An 18677-nucleotide genomic window follows, 5' to 3' on the forward strand; every position below is an offset into this window, starting at 1 on the left:
TCAGGCCTCCAGCGCTTGGGCGGCGTCTTTGATCGCGGCCCGGATGCGGACATAGGTGGCGCAGCGGCAGATATTGCCTTCCATGGCGTCGTCAATGTCCTTGTCGGTGGGTTTTTTATTGTCGCGCAGCAAAGCCACGGCGCTCATGATCTGGCCCGACTGGCAATAGCCGCATTGCGGCACGTCGCGAGCGATCCAGGCGGCCTGCACGGCCTTGGCTTCGCGGCTGTTGATGGCTTCGATGGTGGTGATGGCCGAGCTGCCGATGCTGTCGACGGGGGTCGAACAGGCGCGCGCCGGGCTGTTGTCGATATGCACCGTGCAGGCGCCGCATTGCGCGATGCCGCAGCCGAATTTCGTGCCGGTCAGATGCAGTGTATCCCGCAACACCCACAACAGGGGCGTATCGCCATCGACATCGACTTTATGGGTTTTTCCATTGATATTCAGGCTGTAGGACATGATCGCCTCATCGTGTTTGCATCGAGTGGACACCCTAGCATGAAACGGCTGCAGGGTGACTGAGGAAGTGACAATATGCCGCCGTTCAGGCAGGCCGCGCGGCGCGCAGCAGATAGTTCACGGCAAGACTGTGGGACAGCCGCCAGCGCTCGGCTCCAAAGGGAGCATAGCTCATGCCCTGCAATCGTTCCACCGCCAGGCCATGACGGCGCAGGATGGCATGAAGTTCATCCGGCTTGCGGAAGCGGCGCCAGCGATGGGTGCCGCGCGGCACCAGACCCAGCAGATATTCCGCCCCAAGAATGCCAAAAAGATAGCTTTGGATGGTGCGGTTGAGGGTGGCGACGAACAGCAGTCCGCCCGGATGCACAAGGCGGCAAAGGGCACCCATGAAACTGTCGAGATCGGCCACATGTTCAACGACTTCAAGGCCAAGCACCACGTCAAAGCGTTGCCCGCGCGTGGCCAAAGCCTCGGCGGCCTCGAACCGGTAATCGATGGCGAGGCCGGATTTCTGGGCGTGAATGCGGGCGATCGAGATATTGCGCTGGACCACATCGATGCCGGTCACTTCGGCACCAAGCCGGGCCAGCGGCTCGGCGGCTAAACCACCCCCGCAGCCCACATCCAGAATACGCAGGCCCTCAAGCGGGCGACCGTTTCCAGTATCGGGCCGGGGCCAGCGGCGCTCAATGGCCTCGATGATCGGGCGCAGGCGGGCGGCGTTCAGCTCATGCAGCGGCTTGAAGGGCCCGCTCCGATCCCACCAACGGTCGGCCAGATCGGCAAATTTCCGGGTTTCCGCAGCATCGATGCTGGCGGCGCTTGGGTCGGGGAGATCATCAGAATTTCGCATGGCGGCATTATCGATGAGAACCGCCATGGGATCAATGGTTTCCGTTTTGATTTCCTGTCATGCGCGGGCTTGACCCGCGTATCCATGGTGCCGGTGGCTGGGCCCGAAGATGGATTGCCGGGTCAAGCCCGGCAATGACAGGGATAGGGTGTGCCAGGGGATAGGAAAGCCTGCCCCAGTCAGCCTCATTGAAGAGAACCGCAGTGGAACCAATGGGTTCTGTTTGGAGGTGGACGGTCTTAATTTCCTGTCATACGCGGGCTTGACCCGCGTATCCATGGCGCCGCTGGTAGCTGGGCCCGAAGATGGATTGCCGGGTCAGGCCCGGCAATGACAGGGAAGCAGGGGAGGGCTGGACTAGTCAGCCTCAGACCGCAAATGACGTGCCGCAGCCACAGGATGCGGTGGCGTTGGGGTTTCTGACCTGAAACGTCGAGCCCGAAAGATCCTGCACGAAGTCGATTTCCACGCCTTCAAGGAAGGGCAGCGAGATGCTGTCCACAAGCACGGTGATGCCGTGATCCTCGATCACAAGATCGTCATCCTGCACGGTTTCGTCAAAGCTGAAGCCATACTGAAAGCCGGAACAGCCGCCGCCGGAGACGGCAAGCCGCAATTTCAGCGCCGGGTTTTTTTGCTTTTCAATCAGTTGAAGCACGCGCTTGGCGGCATTTTGGGTGACTGACAGAGGATGGCTGGTCATAAACGGGTCCAATGCAAGACGAAGCTCGCTTATATGTAGGTCATCGGCGGGGAGTGTCAATGGTGAGGGGCAATGGCAGCCCGGGGCGAGCGGAGGTGGCAATCAGGCTTTGACGGCATGGGGCCCACAGTTTAGTCTCGCGCCATGCAAGAACGTCCGGGTCCCTATCGGTTTCATATGGTTCAGCGTTATGCGCCCTTCGCGAGCAAGCCGGGCGAGACGCGGGGTCGACTTTACCCTGAAGCCGAAAGTCAGACGCGCTCGCCCTATCAGCGCGACCGCGACCGCATTATCCATTCTTCGGCCTTCCGCAGGCTCAAGCACAAGACCCAGGTCTTTGTTTATCACGAGGGCGATTATTATCGCACCCGGCTGACCCATTCGATCGAGGTGGCACAGATCGCCCGCAGCATTTCGCGGGTGTTCGGCCTTAATGAGGATCTGGCCGAGGCGCTGTCGCTCGCCCATGATTTCGGTCATACGCCCTTTGGCCATGCGGGCGAGGATGCGCTGGATGCGGCCATGGCCCCCTTTGGCGGCTTTGATCACAATGCCCAGTCGCTTAGGGTGGTGACCCGGCTTGAGGAACGTTATGCCGAGTTCCAGGGCCTCAATCTGACCTGGGAGACCCTTGAGGGCCTCGCCAAGCATAACGGCCCGCTATGTCAGCCGGGCGGGGCGCGCAGCCTGCCGATCGGCATCAGCGACTATGTGCGCGAACATGATCTCGAACTTCACACCTATGCCGGGGCTGAGGCGCAGGTGGCGGCCATCGCCGACGATATCGCCTATAACAATCATGATATCGAAGACGGCGTGCGGGCCGGGCTCTTTACCCTCGATGACATGATCGGCGTGCCGCTCGTGGCCGAGGTGCTCGCCACTGTGGATCTGGCCTACCCTACGCTCGACAAGGGGCGGCGCATTCATGAGACGGTGCGGCGGCTCATCAATCACATGGTCGAAGACATCATTCACGAGACGGCGCGGCGGCTTGAACAGCTCGATCCGCAGACGGCGACGGATATCCGCATGGCCGACCGGCCCATGGTCGCTTTCTCGGACTATATGGCGGAACAGGACCGGCTGCTGAAAAGCTTCTTGAAAATCCACATGTACCGCCATTACAAGGTAAACCGTATGGCCAGCAAGGCGCGCCGTGTGGTGCGGGAGCTGTTTGATCTTTATCACGCCGAACCGAATTGCCTGCCGACCGAATGGTTTGCGAAAATTGATGGTCTGGACGAGACCGGGCGGGCACGGGTGGTGGCGGACTTTATCGCGGGCATGACCGACAGTTATGCCCTTTTGGAACATAAACGGCTTTTTGACGTATCGACTTTCACATTATGAACATATACGCGCATTTTTCTTCGATCATCGCTCGTCATCTGGCTGCTCTGGTGGCCGCAGGCGAGCTTCCCGCAGGGCTTGAAGGCTACGGCTTCACGGTTGAGCCGCCGCGCGATCCGTCGCATGGCGATCTTGCCACCAACGTGGCCATGGTGCTGGCCAAACCGGCGGGCAGCAATCCACGCGCCATCGCCGACAAGCTTGCCGGGCTGCTGCGGGCCGAGCCTGATGTGACGGCGGTCGACGTGGCCGGGCCGGGCTTCATCAATATCCGGCTCCGGGATGATTTCATCCGCGCCCGGGTGCCGGAAATCCTGCGCGAAGGGACCGATTACGGCAATTCCGCGCTCGGTTCTGGGCAGAAGTTCAACGTTGAATATGTTTCGGCCAACCCGACCGGCCCCATGCATGTGGGCCATTGCCGGGGTGCGGTGTTTGGCGACGCGCTGGCGACCCTGTTGGTCAAGGCGGGCTATGATGTGACCCGCGAATATTACATCAATGACGCGGGCGGGCAGGTCGATGTTTTGGCGCGTTCGGCGTTTCTGCGCTACCGCGAGGCGCTTGGTGAGGATATCGGGGAAATCCCCCAGGGCTTTTATCCGGGCGATTATCTGAAGGACGTGGGTCTGGCCCTTGTGGCCGTGTTCGGCCGAACCATCCGCGCCATGGACGAGGCCGAATGGCTGCCCATCGTGCGCGAATTCGCCATCGAAGCCATGATGAAGATGATCCGCGACGATCTTTTGGCGCTTGGCATCAAGCATGACGTGTTTTTCTCGGAACGCAGTCTTCATACCGACGGCCGGGTGCAGGACGCGCTTGATGCGCTGAAGGCCAAGGGGCTGATCTATACCGGCGTGCTTGAGCCGCCGAAAGGCAAAACGCCCGAGGATTGGGAGCCGCGCCCGCAGACCCTGTTCAAAGCCACCGAGTTCGGCGATGACGTCGACCGCCCGGTGCAGAAATCGGACGGCAGCTGGACCTATTTCGCCGGCGACATGGCCTATCACTACGACAAGATTCAGCGTGGCTTCAGCCATATGATCGACGTCTTCGGCGCCGACCATGGCGGCTATGTGAAGCGCATGCAGGCGGTGGTGAAGGCGCTGTCGGGCGGTGAAGCCGATCTCGACGTCAAGATCATCCAGCTGGTGAAGCTGTGGAAGAACGGTGAACCGTTCAAAATGTCCAAGCGTTCCGGTAGTTTCGTGACCTTGCGCGATGTGGTCGACGAAGTCGGCAAGGGCGTTGTGCGGTTCATCATGCTGACGCGCAAAAACGACGCGCCGCTTGATTTCGACTTTGCCAAAGTCACCGAACAGTCGCGCGACAACCCGGTGTTCTATGTGCAATATGCCCATGCCCGGGTGATGTCGGTCATGCGCAAGGCGGCGGAGGCTCTGCCGGGCGTCGATCTGTCCGACGCGGCGCTTGCAGGCGCGGATCTTGGCCGTCTGATCGACGGTTCGGAAATCGCGCTGGTCAAGATGCTTGCCTATTGGCCGAAGCTGATTGAATCGGCGGCGGTGGCCCATGAGCCGCATCGCGTTGCCTTTTACCTTTATGACCTCGCGTCGGAATTCCACGGGCTCTGGAACAAGGGCAATGAGGATCCGTCGCTGCGCTTCCTGATTGACGGCGACAAGGATGTCACCCTGGCCCGTCTTGCGCTTATTCGTGCAGTTGCCGTAACCGTTGCTTCGGGTCTTGCGGTGCTGGGCGTCGAACCCCTTGATGAGATGCACTGAGCAGGCGATCCGACATGAGTAGAGTGGACGAGACCCGCGAACCCTGGCTTCGCGCCGTTGATCCGGATGAGGAAGGCCCTTCCTGGATCGAGAGCTATCGCAAACATATCCTGGTGACGGCTGCTTTGGTGCTGGTCGCCTTTGGTGGGGCCATCTGGTACGCCTATCAGGCGGGTGGCGGGGCCATGGGCGATGCGCCGCTGGTCGCCGCGCCCGATGGCACATACCGCCACAAGCCCGAGGATCCGGGCGGACTGACGGTGCCTGACCGCGACAAGCTGGTCTATAACCGCGTCAATGGCGCGCCGGGTGCCGAGGACGTGCATCTGCGCCCCGGGCCAGAATTGCCCATGGACAAGCCCGAGCCTGCGGCGACCGAAGATATCGGCGGCGGCGTGGGTGACGGTGAGCCCGCCCTGATTGATCCACTCGGTGAAGGCGCGCCTTCAGCCGCCGTGGTCGAGGACCATACACCGGTACCGCCCCCAGCAACTCCTGCGCCTGCATCTGTTCCGGCGCCAAGCGTGGCTGTGCCGGTTCCACCCGCTCCGGTGAAAGAGCCAGCCAAGATCGCAGCGAAACCTGCAGCCGGTGGCCATTATATGCTTCAGCTCGGGGCCTTTGGCACCCAGGCGGCGGCGGACGGGGCCTGGGCGGCGGCGCAAAAGAAATTTCCGGCAGCTCTCGGGGGTCTCAGCCGCGATATCGACCAGCTGAGCCGCGACGGCAAGACGCTCTACCGCCTGCGCGGGTCGAGCTTCGCCGACAAGGCCGCAGCGGACGCCGCCTGCGCCCAACTGAAAGCCGGAAGTCACGCCTGTTTCGTGGCTGCCAAGTAAGTAAGCTGTCAAAGCCGGGGGCCTACTTCGGCCAAGCCTGGATTCCCGCCTGCGCGGGAATGACGGTAAAGAGGATTAATTTGGTGTCATCCTCGCGCAAGCGGGGATCCATCTTTGACCATCACAGCGTAACGTCGACCAAAACAGGGATCAGAATGCCGAAACCGATTATCGTGGATTGCACAGGCGAAAGGCTGACCGCCGAGGAGCGTGCGCTTTATCGCGATCTCAATCCTTATGGGTTCATCCTGTTCGGCCGCCACACCAGCACGCCGGAACAGGTGCGGGCTCTGGTGGCGGATCTGTGGGAGGCGGTGCAGCGTCCGGCGTCGGTGTTCATCGATCAGGAAGGCGGCCGTGTGGCGCGGCTTGGGGCCCCGCATTGGCGGCGGCCTCCGGCGGCCTGGTGCTTTGCCGAGCTTGCCGCGCGTGATCCGGAGGCTGCGGTCCGTGCAGTGTGGCTCAACAGCCGCCTGATCGCCGCCGACCTGACGGCGCTTGGGATCACGGTGGATTGCCTGCCGGTGCTGGATCTGAGATTGCCGGGAGCCCATGACATTATTGGCAACCGCGCTTATGGGGCGACCCCCGAAGCCGTGGTGACGCTGGCCCGCGCCGCCGCCGAAGGGCTGATGGCGGGCGGCGTACTGCCGGTGGCGAAACATATTCCGGGCCATGGCCGGGCCGAAAGCGACAGTCATCACGAACTGCCGGTGGTGACGGCTTCGCTGGACGAGCTGCGGCGCACGGATTTCCGCCCCTTTGCCGAGCTCAACCGCCTGCCCATCGCCATGACCGCCCATATCACCTATACGGCGATCGATCCTGACCGTCCGGCGACGCTGTCGCCGCGGGTGATCAATGATATCATCCGGGGTGAAATCGGGTTTCGCGGCGTGCTGGTCAGCGACGACCTGACCATGAAGGCCCTGAAGGGTGCGCTGCCGGATCTCGCGCTTGAGACCATGGCGGCTGGCTGTGACCTCGCACTTCTCTGCAACGCCTCGTTCGAGGATCGGCGCGCGGTGCTTGAGACGGTGGACGATATTTCCGCCCTCAGCCTCAAAGCCATCAATCGCTATATGGTGCCGCGTCCTGCCGCGCGCTGTGCGGTGGCGGAGCTTACGGCGGAACTGGATGATCTGATGGCCGATGTGCCGGGGTATGAGGTAGCGTAATGGGTGATTTCGGGTCGATGATGGTGACCTTGTCCACATGGGCGCTGCCCGTGGTACTGGCGATCACGCTCCATGAGGCGGCCCATGGCTATGTGGCCAATATGTTTGGCGACGATACGGCGAAACGGTTGGGGCGCGTCAGCTTCAATCCGATCCGGCATATCGACCCGTTCGGCACCATTATCATGCCGCTGATGCTGTTCTTCATGAAGTCGCCCTTCATGTTCGGCTATGCCAAGCCGGTGCCGGTGGATTTCAGCCGTCTCAGGAACCCGCGCACCGACATGATCTGGGTGGCGCTGGCCGGGCCGGGGATCAATTTCGTCATTGCGCTGGTGGCGGCCCTGCTGATCCATGCCACGCTCTGGGTACCCGGGCTCGCGCAGAAATGGTTCCTGATCAATCTTTTGAATACCATTCAGTTCAATCTGCTGATCGCTGTGTTCAACATGCTGCCGATCCCGCCGCTTGATGGCGGACGGGTGCTGGTGGGGATCCTGCCGGACCGTCTGGCGCGTCCGATTGCCAATCTTGAACCCTATGGAATGTTTATTCTTTTGGGGCTTTTGCTGGTGCTGCCGGTGGTCGGTAGCCTGATCGGCATCAATGTCAGCCTGTTTTCCTGGGTCGTGTTGCCTCCGGTCGAGTTTCTCTATAATTTTATCCTGGATCACGTGGTCGGTTTTGCGAGGTAAGCTGACCAGATGAGCGACGACAGCGCAGATATTTTGCCAGATCAAGTCCCGCCGCTTCCAAGCGGTGAGGAGGATATTGAGCGTCTGGTCATCGACATCGACGGCTTCGAAGGCCCGCTCGATGTCCTGCTGTCGCTCGCGCGGACCCAGAAGGTCGATCTCAAACAAATTTCCATTCTGGCGCTGGTCGAGCAATATCTGCTGTTCATTGCCGCCGCGCGCAAAGTGCGTCTGGAACTCGCAGCTGATTATCTGGTGATGGCGGCCTGGCTTGCTTATCTTAAATCGCGCCTGCTGTTGCCGATCGAGGAAGAGGAAGAACCCTCGGCCGAGGAAATGGCGGCCAAGCTCGCCCATCGGCTTGCCCGCCTTGAAGCCATGCGGGAGGCGGCGGCACGTCTGATGGCCAAGGACCGCATCGGCCGCGATGTGTTCACGCGCGGCCGCCCCGAAGGCATCAGCATCAGCCGCACGGCGCTTTATGACGTGACGCTCTATGAGCTTCTCAAAGCCTATGCTGACTATACGGCGCGCACCCGGGTCATCGAGATGAAGATCCCGCGCGCCAATGTGTTTTCACTTGAAGCGGCGCTCGAACGGCTGGCCCGCATGGTCGGGCATGCGGTCGACTGGACGGCGCTTGACGGCTTTCTGCCGGAATTTATTGGCGATCAGCGGACGCGGCGCTCGGCCGCAGCCAGCATGTTTGTCGCGGCGCTCGAACTGACCCGGCAGGGCAAGCTCGATCTGCGGCAGGGGCAGGCTTATGGGCCGCTCTATCTGCGCTCGCGCGGCGATCTGCCAGAGCATTCATAAGGGACCGGACCGTCATGGCGCTGCACGAGTATTTGCGAACTGTTGAGGCCCTGCTGTTTGCCTCAGCCGCCCCCCTGAGCGAACATGACCTCCAAAGCCGTCTGCCCGAAGATGTGGACGCCGGCGCTTTGTTGCAGGAGTTGCAGGCCCATTACGCCCCGCGCGGTGTCAATCTGGTGGAAGTCGGCGGCAAATGGCTGTTCCGCACCGCCCCCGATCTTGCTTTTCTGCTGCGGAAAGAGGTCGAGGAACCGCGCAAACTGTCACGCGCAGCGGTCGAAACCCTTGCCATCATCGCCTATCAGCAGCCGGTCACCCGGGCCGAGATCGAGGATATTCGCGGCGTATCGCTCAGCAAAGGCACCGTCGATGTGCTGATGGAAGCCGGCTGGGTGCGTCCGCGCGGCCGCCGTAAAGTCCCGGGCCGGCCCTTGATGTATGGCACGACTGAGGATTTTCTGGTTCATTTCGGTCTCGAAACAGTGAAGGACCTGCCGGGGATCGAGGAATTGCGCGCCGCCGGTCTTCTCGATCATGTGAACCTCGGGGTGCTGGATTTGCAGTCCACAGAGGACGATACTGAAGACGAAGAACCCGTGTTCCCTGGCTTTGAGCCGGAAGACGACGCGGAAACCGGAGACGAGGATCAGGATGCGGACTCCGCTGAAGATCAGACATCCGGGGAGACCGGGCACTAACAGGGTCCGCCCGAGCCTTCGTCATTGCGGGAACGGGTGGTTTTTGCGACACTGCGCGGGCATTTTTATGGGGCGCGATGACGTGTCCCCATGCTTTACACGAGTTTCAGGACGGAGCGGATAATGGGCGGGTTAAGTTTCTGGCATATCATGATCGTGGGCTTGTTGTTTGTCCTGTTGTTTGGACGCGGCAGGATTTCCGACGTCATGGGCGACGTGGCCAAGGGCATTCGCAGCTTCAAGAAGGGACTGCAGGACGAAGACGAGGATGTCCGCGATGATAAGCCGCGCACCATCACCGAAGAGCGCGTCGAGGCCGCAAAGCCCAAGAGCAACGACGACGCCAAAACGCATTGAGCTTTGAAAGATCGAGATCCTGAATGTTCGATGTCGGTTGGAGTGAGCTTCTGGTCATAGGAGTTGTGGCCGTGGTGGTGGTGGGTCCGAAGGACCTGCCAAAGGTTTTGCGTGCCTCGGCGCAAATGCTGCGCAAGGCGCGCAGTCTCGCTGACGAGCTGAAAGCAGGCGTCAATGATCTGATCGAGGAAGCCGAAATCGACGAGGTGAAGAAATCCATACACCATGTTTCGAACTTCGATCCGCGTAAGCGACTTGAGGCTTATATTGATCCGACCACAGGGGCCTATGTGCCGCCGTCTCCGGAAGGGGAGGATGTGGCCGAGCCGGTGAAAACCGAAACGGCGGAACCGCAGAAAACTGTAACGGCGGAGCCTCAAGAGAGTGCGGCCGCAGATCCAGAAAACGGGAAACGCAGCGGTGAATGACCAGGGGCTGGAAGACAGCAAAGCGCCGCTTCTTGAGCATTTGATCGAACTGAGGGCCCGGCTGATCCGCTCCCTATGGGGGGTCGTGCTGACATTTTTCGTTTGTTATTATTTTTCGAACGAGATTTACCAGTTCCTCACCCGCCCGCTGGCCGATGCGCTGGCCGGACGGGTCGATCGGCACATGATCTATACCAGCATGACCGAAGGATTTTTCACCCATGTGAAGGTGGCGTTCTTCGCCTCCATGGTGGTGTCCTTTCCGCTGGTGGCCAATCAGATCTGGAAATTCGTCGCCCCCGGACTTTACAAGAACGAGCGCCGGGCCTTTCTGCCCTTTCTGCTGGCGACGCCGGTGTTGTTCATCATGGGCGCGGCCTTCGTTTATTATTTCATCATGCCCGCCGCCTGGCATTTTTTCCTGAGCTTCGAGACCCCCGCCGAACATGGCGGCATGGCTATTGAATTGCAGCCCAAGGTCAATGAATATCTGTCGCTCGTCATGACCCTGATGTTCGCTTTCGGCTTCAGTTTCGAGATGCCGGTGGTGCTGGTGCTGCTCGGCCGTGCCGGAATCCTGTCGGCCGATGATCTGGTGGAAAAACGGCGCTATGCCATTCTTGGCATTTTTGTTGTGGCCGCCATCGTCACGCCGCCCGATCCGCTCAGCCAGATCGGCCTTGGGCTTTGCATGATGGCGCTTTATGAAATTTCTATCCTGATCATTCGCGTGACCGAACGCCGCCGAAAGGCGGATCGTAATGCGGCAGATCTTTCAGACACAACACTCGACACAAGAAACGAATAGACAATGATTGACATCAAAGCGTTACGCGACAATCCGCAGGTTTTTGATCAGGGCTGGGAGCGCCGGGGACTGGCCCCCATGAGCGCCGGATTGCTGGCCATCGACGAAAAGCGCCGGGCGCTTCAGACCGAAATCCAGGGCTTGCTGGCGCGCCGCAACGACGCTTCCCGCCAGATCGGGGAGCTGAAGAAAAAAGGCGAGAATGCCGACGCGGTGATGGCCGAAGTCGCCACTCTCAAAGCCCGTCTGCCGGAGCTTGAGGAGGCCGAGCGCACCCTCGCCACCGAGCTTGAGGATCAATTGGCTCGGCTGCCCAATATCCCAGCCGACGAAACCCCGGACGGCGCGGATGAAAGCGGCAATGTGGAAACCCGCCGGTTCGGCACCCCACGTGAGTTCGATTTTACTCCGCGCGAGCATTTCGATCTCGGCGAGGCGCTCGGTCAGATGCATTTCGACCGTGCCGCCAAGCTCTCAGGCTCGCGTTTCGTGGTGCTGTCCGGTGCGCTTGCCCGGCTCGAACGGGCGCTTGGCGCCTTCATGATCGACCTTCATACCGACAGCCACGGCTATCGCGAAATGGCCACGCCGATCCTCGTGCGTGACGAAGCCATGTTCGGCACCGGCCAGCTGCCGAAATTCGCCGATGATTTCTTCCGCACCACCAACGGCTTTTCGCTCATCCCGACGGCCGAGGTGACGCTGACCAATCAGCACATGGATGAAATCCTGGACGAAGACAAGCTGCCGCTCCGCTATGCCGCGCTCACGCCCTGTTTCCGGTCCGAAGCCGGGGCAGCGGGCAAGGACACGCGCGGCATGATCCGCCAGCATCAGTTCATGAAGGTGGAAATCGTCAGCCTCACCACCCCCGAACAGGCCGCCGCCGAGCATGAGCGCCTGACCGGTTGCGCCGAAGAAGTGCTGAAACGGCTTGAGCTTCCCTATCGCGTGCTTGAACTCTGCACTGGCGATATCGGCTTTTCGGCCTGCCGCACCTTTGATCTTGAAGTCTGGTTGCCCGGGCAGGGCGTCTATCGCGAAATTTCCAGCTGCTCGCATTTCGGCGATTTCCAGGCCCGGCGCATGAAGACGCGCTATCGTCCGGCGGGGGCCAAGGACACTCGCTTTATCCATACCCTGAACGGCTCCGGCCTTGCGGTCGGGCGGACGCTTGTGGCGGTGCTGGAAAATTATCAGCAGGCCGACGGCAGCATCCGCGTGCCCGAGGTGCTGCGGCCCTATATGAACGGCCTTGAGGTCATCAGCAAAGATGTCTGAGTTTGCCCATCACCGCATTTTGCTCACCAATGACGACGGTGTGAACGCCCATGGGCTCAAAGTGCTTGAGGGCATTGCACGGAGTTTGAGCGACGACATCTGGATCGTCGCCCCCGAGCTTGAGCAAAGCGGCGCAAGCCACGGACTGACCCTGAGCCAGCCGCTCCGCGTGCGGGAAATCGCGCCCCGCCATTATGCGGTGCAGGGCACGCCCACCGACTGCGTGATGCTCGCCGTGCATGAGCTGATGGGGGAGCAAAAGCCCACGCTTTTGCTGTCGGGCGTCAATCGCGGCGCCAATCTTGCCGAGGACGTGACCTATTCGGGAACCATCGCCGGGGCTATGGAAGGCTTGCTTTGCGGCATTCCGTCCATCGCCTTCAGTCAGGTGGTGGGACGTCATGCGACGCCCGAACATTTCGCGACGGCGGTGCAGCATGGCCCGGCGCTCGTGCGGGATCTTCTGAGGGCGGGCTGGGGCAAGGACGTGCTCATCAATGTCAATTTCCCCGGTGTTGCCCCAGATGATGTCAAAGGCATCGAGGTCACGCGGCAGGGCTTCCGTGACGAGTCCGAGCTTGTGATTGACAAGCGCGAGGACGCACGCGGCTTTCCCTATTACTGGTTCGGCTTTCGCCGCAATTACGGCAATCCAGACGCGGGCATCGATCTTCGGGCGGTGCGCGACGGCTATATTTCCGTCACGCCGCTGCATCTCGATCTGACGCAAGACCGCGCCCTGGCCGGTCTCGCGCAAGCGCTTGAAAAGAAGTTTTGAGGAGACAATGGCCCACAGCGACATGGATGGCGACAGCGCGCAAAAAATCGCGCTGGTGATGGAACTCAGAAGCGGCGGCATCGATCACAAGATTTTGTCGATTATCGAGACCATGCCGCGAGAGGTTTTCGTGCCGCCCCTGTTTCGCAACCGCGCCTATGAAAATGCGGCGCTGCCCATCGCCAGCGGCCAGACCATCAGCCAGCCCTATATCGTCGCCTATATGACGCAGTTGCTCGATCTCGGGCCGCGCATGAAGGTGCTCGAAATCGGCACCGGCTCGGGCTATCAGGCGGCGGTGCTCGCCCGGTTGTGCCGCAGGGTTTATACGATCGAACGCTACCGTACCCTTATTCGTGACGCCGAGATGCGCTTTGCCACCCTTAATATTCATAACATCACCACGCGCTTCGCTGACGGCTCCAAGGGCTGGCAGGAACAGGCTCCGTTCGATCGCATCCTGATGACCGCCGCCGCCCCCGAAGTGCCCGAGGCGCTGGTCGATCAATTGAAGGATGACGGCGTGCTGGTCGGCCCGATCGGCCCCGAAAGCGCCGAACAGATGATCGTGCGGGTGCGCAAGACGTCGACGGGCATCCTGCGCGAAGATCTCATGGTGACACGCTTCGTACCGCTGGTGGCGGGCGTGGCCCGCGAGGTCTGAGCGGGCATGGCGGGGGCGCATCATAAATGGGGCCTGCTGATGTTGGTAACCCTGTTGTCCGGATGCGGCAGCGGAGGCCCCGATCGTGACGGCCGCACCAGCTGGGACGTGCGCAATTCGCCGGTGCCGGTGCCCTTTCCCAAACCGCGCCCCCAGACGACGCGCGCGTCGACCGTGACATCTGTCGCGGCGGTTCCGTCAGCTACCCCATCCAATCTGGTTACGGTGGCGGCCGGGGATACTCTGTTCGCCATCTCGCGGCGGAACAAGGCCGACCTGCAGGCCATCATCCGCGCCAATGGGTTGGAGCCGCCTTATACGCTCATCGTCGGCCAACGCCTGCGCATTCCGGCGGAAACCGTTCATATCGTGCAGAAGGGCGAGACCGGCTATGGCATCTCAAGGACTTACGGCGTCGACCTCGCGACGCTCGCCCAGGTCAACGGGCTGAAGTCGCCCTATCAGGTCAATCTCGGGCAACGCCTGGTGCTGCCGGGCGCGCAACCGCAAGCGCCGGTCGTGCAGGCGGTGACGGCTTTGCCGCCGCAGAGGACGGTCGTGGTTGCTGATCCGGCCGTTGCTTTACCGACGCCCGCGACCACGGCCGCCATTATGCCAGCTTTGCCCACAAGCGGCTTCGATTGGCCAGCACGCGGGCGCATTCTCTCAAGCTACGGCCCCAAACCGCACGGCCTGCACAACGACGGCATCAATATCGAGCGTCCGGCAGGCAGCCTTTTCAAAGCCGCCGACGCCGGGGTCGTGGTCTATGCCGGCAGTGACATCAAGGCCTACGGCAATCTCATCCTGCTGCGCCACGGCGACGGCTGGATCACCGCCTATGCCCATGCCGAGGAACTGCTGGTCAAACGCGGCGACACCATCACCCGAGGCCAACCCCTCGGCCGCATCGGCGCAACCGGCAATGTCACCACCCCCCAACTCCATTTCGAAATCCGCCAGGGCCGCCGCACAATTGATCCGGCCTCACAACTGCCGGGGTGATCGAGAAGTTGGATTGCCGGTGTCCACGCCCGGCAATGACATGTTTTCACTTACCGAAATTGTCATGACCGGGCTTGACCCGGTCATCCATTCTTTAGATGCCAATCCCGGCGACCATCAATCGGCTGTCCCACTCTCAGCCGTCATCGCGAGCCGCGAAAGCGGCGCGGCGATCCAGATCTTCGGCGGCGGCCATCGGTCAGCGAGACTGGATTGCTTCGGCTCCGCCTCGCAATGACAATCTGAAATCCGTGAGGGCCGCTGGACCATAGACCAGGCCTCACAACTGTGGGGATCGAGAAGTTGGATTGCCGGTGTCCACCTATACCCCGACCTCAGCAATCACCAACCGGCTGCCGCCAACGTTACGGTCCTTGAGGATCTCAAGCCAGCCGGGCAGGGGTAGGTCCTCACCTACCGCGGTTTCCATCACAATGACGCAGCCCGGCTTGAGCCAGCCCTGGTTTTGCGCTGCTTCAATCACCGGCGGGATCAGATTTTGCCCATAGGGTGGATCGAGAAAAATGCAATCGACGGGGGCGGTGGCGCGCGGCAGGCTGCGGGCGTCGCCGCGCAGGATGCGGGTCACGCTTGTGAGCCCAAGATCCTGAAGATTGCGTTGCAGCAGATCGAGCGACGCCCTCTCCAGGTCCATGAACACCGCAGCCTTGGCCCCGCGTGACAGGGCCTCGATGCCGAGCGCGCCGGTACCGGCGAAAAAATCCGCCACCAGCGCGCCGTCAAATTCGAGATCGACGCCATGGGCCAGCATATTGAACAGCGTCTCACGCAGGCGGTCGGAGGTCGGACGCACCCGCTGATCGGCGGGTGGCGTCAGTTTACGACCGCGCAGGCGTCCGGCGATCACCCGCATCAGCGCTTGCCTCGCGGTGCTCCGGATGGCCGGCCACCAGACGGACGCGGCCCGCCCGAAGGTTTGTTGCCCGTCGGACGATTGCCAGCGGGGCGCTTGCCTTCAGGGCGATCCCCGGACGGACGATCACCGCCGGGACGGCCACCCTGCGGCCGCCGATTTTCAGATCTGTCGCCAAACGAGCGTTCGCCGGACGGCCGATCCCCACCGGGACGGCCACCTTGCGGCCGCCGATTTTCGGATCTGTCGCCAAACGAGCGTTCGCCGGACGGCCGGTCACCACCGGGTCGGCCACCCTGAGGCCGCCGATTTTCAGACCTGTCGCCAAACGAGCGTTCCCCGGACGGGCGGTCGCCACCGGGACGGCCACCTTGCGGTCGCCGATTTTCGGACCTGTCGCCGAACGAGCGTTCACCGGATGGCCGATCACCGCCGGGACGATTGCCCTGAGGCCGCCGATTTTCGGATCTGTCGCCGAACGAGCGTTCACCAGACGGCCGGTCGCCACCGGGACGGCCACCTTGCGGCCGCCGATTTTCGGACCGGTCGCCGAACGAGCGTTCGCCAGACGGGCGGTCGCCACCGGGACGGCCACCCTGCGGCCGCCGATTTTCGGACCTGTCACCGAACGAACGTTCGCCGGACGGCCGGTCACCACCGGGACGATTGCCCTGAGGCCGCCGATTTTCGGACCTGTCGCCGAACGAGCGCTCACCGGACGGCCGGTCACCGCCGGGACGGGCACCTTGAGGCCGCCGATTTTCAGACCTGTCGCCGAACGAGCGTTCGCCGGACGGGCGATCGCCACCGGGACGGTTGCCCTGAGGCCGCCGATTTTCGGACCTGTCGCCAAACGAGCGTTCGCCGGACGGCCGGTCACCACCGGGACGATTGCCTTGAGGCCGCCGTCCTTCCGAACGATCCTCGGACGAGCGATCCCGCACCGGGCGGTCGTCTGATCTCCGGGGGCCGTAGCTTTTGCGTTCGTCGGTTGGCGACTCGGCCCTTTTTTGCGGTGCGCGCAGGGGGCTGTTCTTGACCGGGCGTTTGGGCTTTTGCGGTTTGGCTCGCTCGGCAGGCTTTTCGCCGGTGATTTCGGCGATGCGCTTTTTATTGGAGTTGGGCTTGTTGGCCTTGGGCTTGTTGCGGGCCCAGGCACCGCGATTCTGGTTTGTCTGCGGACGCGAGCCAGCCCCCGGATCGTCGCCCAGGTCCGCTTCATTGAGCCCGAAAAAACCCGGCAGCGACCGCCGCAAGGTGTCCTCGGCAATCGGTTCGACCATGCCGCGCACGAGCTTGTTGAGCTTGAACGGTCCATATTCGGTGCGGATCAGCCGGTTCACGGTTAGCCCGGCATGTTCCATCAGTTTGCGGATTTCGCGATTCTTGCCTTCACGCAGGCTGACGGTCAGCCAGGCATTGGCGGTATTCGAACTATCAATTTCGATTTCGACCGGGCCATACTGCACGCCCTCGACCGTCGCGCCCTTGCGCAGCTCGTCGAGCGCAGTTTCACGGATCGCGCCATAAACGCGCACCCGGTAGCGCCGGACCACCTGATTCTGCGGCAGTTCAAGCCAGCGGGCCAGCGCGCCATCATTGGTCAGCAGCAGCAGGCCTTCGGTGGTGAGATCGAGACGGCCCACGGTGATCACCCGCGGCATGCGTTTCGGCAGCACGTCGAACACCGTTGTGCGGCCTTCGGGGTCGAAGGAGGTGGTGACGATGCCGGCCGGCTTGTGCAGTTTCCAGATCTGGGTCGGAGCGGCGTTGCGCACGGGCTGGCCGTCCACCAGCAGGCCCGCGGGCGAGCTGACGATGGTGGCCGGAGTTGTGATCACCTTGCCATGCAGGGTGACGCGGCCGTCCTCGATCATGCGCTCGATCTCGCGGCGGGAGGCAATTCCCGCGCGGGCCAGAAATTTGGCAATGCGCTCGCCGGGCTGGGCACCCTGGGGTGCGTCTTCGGCGAGCAGTTCGGGGGTGTCATTTTCTGATATGTCTGTCATCTGCGCAATCTAAGGCCAGCGGAGGGCGGGAGCAATGACGATTCTCATTGACCACTGCGGAAGCGCAGGCCATCGTCCGCGCCATGATCGAAGATATCCAGTTTCATAGCCCCATGGAGCTTGCCTTGAGTGAGGCGGCGGCCGCAGCCGCGCGCGGCGAAGTGCCTGTGGGCGCAGTGATTACGGACGCTTTGGGGCGTGTTCTGACGCGGGCAGGCAATCAGGTACTCGGGGATCGCGATCCGACTGCCCATGCGGAAATGCTGGCTATTCGTGCCGCAGCCCGACTCCTTCAAAGCGAGCGGCTCATGGAGTGCGACCTCTATGTGACCCTCGAACCCTGCGCCATGTGCGCCCAGGCCATCAGTTTCGCCCGCATCCGCCGGGTCTATTTCGCTGCCAGCGACGTAAAGGGCGGCGGGGTCGAGCATGGCGCGCGTATTTTTCAGCAGCCCACCTGCCACCACCGGCCGGAGGTCTATGGCGGCATCGGTGAAAGCGCCGCCGCAGGGCTGCTCAGGGATTTTTTCGCGGCCCGCCGCTGACCTTGTCTTCCTGATGATATTCAAGCAGTTGGGCGCTGTCCTTAAAGGCGATGCTTTTGACTTGCCCGGACAGTTGCGTTAGCCTTTCCGCCGTTGACAGGCGGTTTTGGCGCGGGGCACAGCATGAGTGAGACGCTCGACAGTGATTTCCACGAGGATTTCACCAGTAAGCAAGAAGACTACGCCAACATCTTTGTCGGCCTGCGAATCCGTGAACGCCGCAAGGCGCGGGGCATGAACCAGCAGGATCTGGCCACCGCCCTCGGTTGCCGTTATCAACAGATACAGAAATATGAAAAGGGCGTGAACCGCATCGGAGTCGGCAAACTTGCCGCCTTCGCTCGCGCGCTTGATGTTCCGACCAGTTATTTTCTCGAAGGTCTCGATGATACGCTCGGTCAATCGCGCGACGGGTTGAGAGATCAGCCGCAGGCGAGCTGGGTCATGGATCAGGACGTGATCGACCTCGTGCAGAATTTCAGCCGCCTTGAAAACCCCTCAAGCCGCAAACAGATCACCGGCATGGTCGAACATCTCGTCAGCATCGAAAGTTTCACCAAAGCGATCAAATAACGAT

Annotated in this window: 22 protein-coding genes; 17 read left to right on the plus strand and 5 right to left on the minus strand. The window is 61.7% G+C overall.

Features of this window, described 5'->3' with window-relative positions:
* From NYP16_RS04965 to erpA, 3 genes are all read right to left on the minus strand, one after another.
* Window positions 1-462: a (2Fe-2S)-binding protein gene (locus tag NYP16_RS04965; RefSeq protein WP_274943013.1), complete on the minus strand. Its 462-nt coding sequence runs from the start codon at window positions 460-462 to the stop codon at window positions 1-3.
* An 85-nt stretch (window positions 463-547) separates the two neighbouring features.
* Window positions 548-1345, minus strand: coding sequence for a bifunctional 2-polyprenyl-6-hydroxyphenol methylase/3-demethylubiquinol 3-O-methyltransferase UbiG (ubiG, locus tag NYP16_RS04970; RefSeq protein ID WP_274943014.1), 798 nt, complete (start codon window positions 1343-1345; stop codon window positions 548-550).
* 340 nt (window positions 1346-1685) lie between these two features.
* On the minus strand, window positions 1686-2021 hold the full coding sequence (gene erpA / locus NYP16_RS04975; RefSeq protein WP_274943015.1) for an iron-sulfur cluster insertion protein ErpA: 336 nt from the start codon (window positions 2019-2021) through the stop codon (window positions 1686-1688).
* Between the two features lie 144 nt (window positions 2022-2165).
* Here erpA and NYP16_RS04980 point away from each other — a divergent pair, with 144 nt between their 5' ends.
* From NYP16_RS04980 to NYP16_RS05050, 15 genes are all read left to right on the plus strand, one after another.
* Window positions 2166-3374, plus strand: coding sequence for a deoxyguanosinetriphosphate triphosphohydrolase (locus tag NYP16_RS04980; protein WP_274943016.1), 1209 nt, complete (start codon window positions 2166-2168; stop codon window positions 3372-3374).
* Window positions 3371-5125: an arginine--tRNA ligase gene (argS, locus tag NYP16_RS04985; RefSeq protein WP_274943017.1), complete on the plus strand. Its 1755-nt coding sequence runs from the start codon at window positions 3371-3373 to the stop codon at window positions 5123-5125. Before NYP16_RS04980 ends, argS begins: the two co-directional genes overlap by 4 nt.
* A gap of 14 nt (window positions 5126-5139) precedes the next feature.
* On the plus strand, window positions 5140-5964 hold the full coding sequence (locus NYP16_RS04990; protein WP_274943018.1) for an SPOR domain-containing protein: 825 nt from the start codon (window positions 5140-5142) through the stop codon (window positions 5962-5964).
* Window positions 5965-6119: 155 nt separating this feature from the next.
* Entirely contained in the window at window positions 6120-7142 is a 1023-nt protein-coding gene (nagZ, locus tag NYP16_RS04995) for a beta-N-acetylhexosaminidase (protein WP_274943019.1), read from the plus strand.
* Window positions 7142-7837, plus strand: coding sequence for a site-2 protease family protein (locus tag NYP16_RS05000; protein WP_274943020.1), 696 nt, complete (start codon window positions 7142-7144; stop codon window positions 7835-7837). The genes nagZ and NYP16_RS05000 overlap by 1 nt, the downstream gene beginning before the upstream one ends.
* A 9-nt stretch (window positions 7838-7846) precedes the next feature.
* Window positions 7847-8653: a segregation and condensation protein A gene (locus NYP16_RS05005; protein ID WP_274943021.1), complete on the plus strand. Its 807-nt coding sequence runs from the start codon at window positions 7847-7849 to the stop codon at window positions 8651-8653.
* A gap of 14 nt (window positions 8654-8667) precedes the next feature.
* On the plus strand, window positions 8668-9351 hold the full coding sequence (gene scpB / locus NYP16_RS05010) for an SMC-Scp complex subunit ScpB (RefSeq protein WP_274943022.1): 684 nt from the start codon (window positions 8668-8670) through the stop codon (window positions 9349-9351).
* A gap of 123 nt (window positions 9352-9474) precedes the next feature.
* Window positions 9475-9708: a twin-arginine translocase TatA/TatE family subunit gene (locus tag NYP16_RS05015; RefSeq protein ID WP_274943023.1), complete on the plus strand. Its 234-nt coding sequence runs from the start codon at window positions 9475-9477 to the stop codon at window positions 9706-9708.
* 23 nt (window positions 9709-9731) lie between these two features.
* Complete coding sequence (gene tatB, locus NYP16_RS05020) at window positions 9732-10136, plus strand: Sec-independent protein translocase protein TatB (RefSeq protein WP_274943024.1); 405 nt, start codon at window positions 9732-9734, stop codon at window positions 10134-10136.
* A complete protein-coding gene (tatC, locus tag NYP16_RS05025; protein ID WP_274943025.1) occupies window positions 10129-10944 on the plus strand; it encodes a twin-arginine translocase subunit TatC in 816 nt (271 codons plus the stop codon). Before tatB ends, tatC begins: the two co-directional genes overlap by 8 nt.
* A gap of 3 nt (window positions 10945-10947) precedes the next feature.
* Complete coding sequence (gene serS / locus NYP16_RS05030) at window positions 10948-12225, plus strand: serine--tRNA ligase (RefSeq protein WP_274943026.1); 1278 nt, start codon at window positions 10948-10950, stop codon at window positions 12223-12225.
* Window positions 12218-13003: a 5'/3'-nucleotidase SurE gene (surE, locus tag NYP16_RS05035; RefSeq protein ID WP_274943027.1), complete on the plus strand. Its 786-nt coding sequence runs from the start codon at window positions 12218-12220 to the stop codon at window positions 13001-13003. The genes serS and surE overlap by 8 nt, the downstream gene beginning before the upstream one ends.
* Before the next feature lie 7 nt (window positions 13004-13010).
* The gene (locus NYP16_RS05040; RefSeq protein WP_274943028.1) at window positions 13011-13667 is read left to right on the plus strand and encodes a protein-L-isoaspartate(D-aspartate) O-methyltransferase; all 657 of its coding nucleotides are present in this window, start codon (window positions 13011-13013) and stop codon (window positions 13665-13667) included.
* A 39-nt stretch (window positions 13668-13706) separates the two neighbouring features.
* Window positions 13707-14672 (plus strand): M23 family metallopeptidase, encoded by a 966-nt coding sequence (locus NYP16_RS05045; protein ID WP_274943029.1) that lies wholly within the window; start codon window positions 13707-13709, stop codon window positions 14670-14672.
* Window positions 14673-14691: 19 nt separating this feature from the next.
* Complete coding sequence (locus NYP16_RS05050) at window positions 14692-14910, plus strand: hypothetical protein (protein WP_274943030.1); 219 nt, start codon at window positions 14692-14694, stop codon at window positions 14908-14910.
* An 84-nt stretch (window positions 14911-14994) separates the two neighbouring features.
* On the opposite strand, the gene rsmD is transcribed toward NYP16_RS05050, so the two are convergent.
* Together rsmD and NYP16_RS05060 are read right to left on the minus strand one after the other, a co-directional pair.
* Window positions 14995-15546 (minus strand): 16S rRNA (guanine(966)-N(2))-methyltransferase RsmD, encoded by a 552-nt coding sequence (rsmD, locus tag NYP16_RS05055; protein ID WP_274943031.1) that lies wholly within the window; start codon window positions 15544-15546, stop codon window positions 14995-14997.
* Window positions 15546-17555, minus strand: a complete 2010-nt coding sequence (locus NYP16_RS05060; RefSeq protein WP_274943032.1) for a pseudouridine synthase — start codon at window positions 17553-17555, stop codon at window positions 15546-15548. Before NYP16_RS05060 ends, rsmD begins: the two co-directional genes overlap by 1 nt.
* A 113-nt stretch (window positions 17556-17668) precedes the next feature.
* Between NYP16_RS05060 and NYP16_RS05065 the strand changes: the two genes are divergently transcribed.
* Window positions 17669-18100: a nucleoside deaminase gene (locus NYP16_RS05065; protein WP_346742483.1), complete on the plus strand. Its 432-nt coding sequence runs from the start codon at window positions 17669-17671 to the stop codon at window positions 18098-18100.
* A gap of 123 nt (window positions 18101-18223) precedes the next feature.
* Window positions 18224-18673: a helix-turn-helix domain-containing protein gene (locus NYP16_RS05070; RefSeq protein WP_274943034.1), complete on the plus strand. Its 450-nt coding sequence runs from the start codon at window positions 18224-18226 to the stop codon at window positions 18671-18673.
* Window positions 18674-18677 lie beyond the last annotated feature (4 nt).

Source organism: Govania unica (assembly GCF_027920805.1).
GTDB lineage: Bacteria > Pseudomonadota > Alphaproteobacteria > Sphingomonadales > Govanellaceae > Govanella > Govanella unica.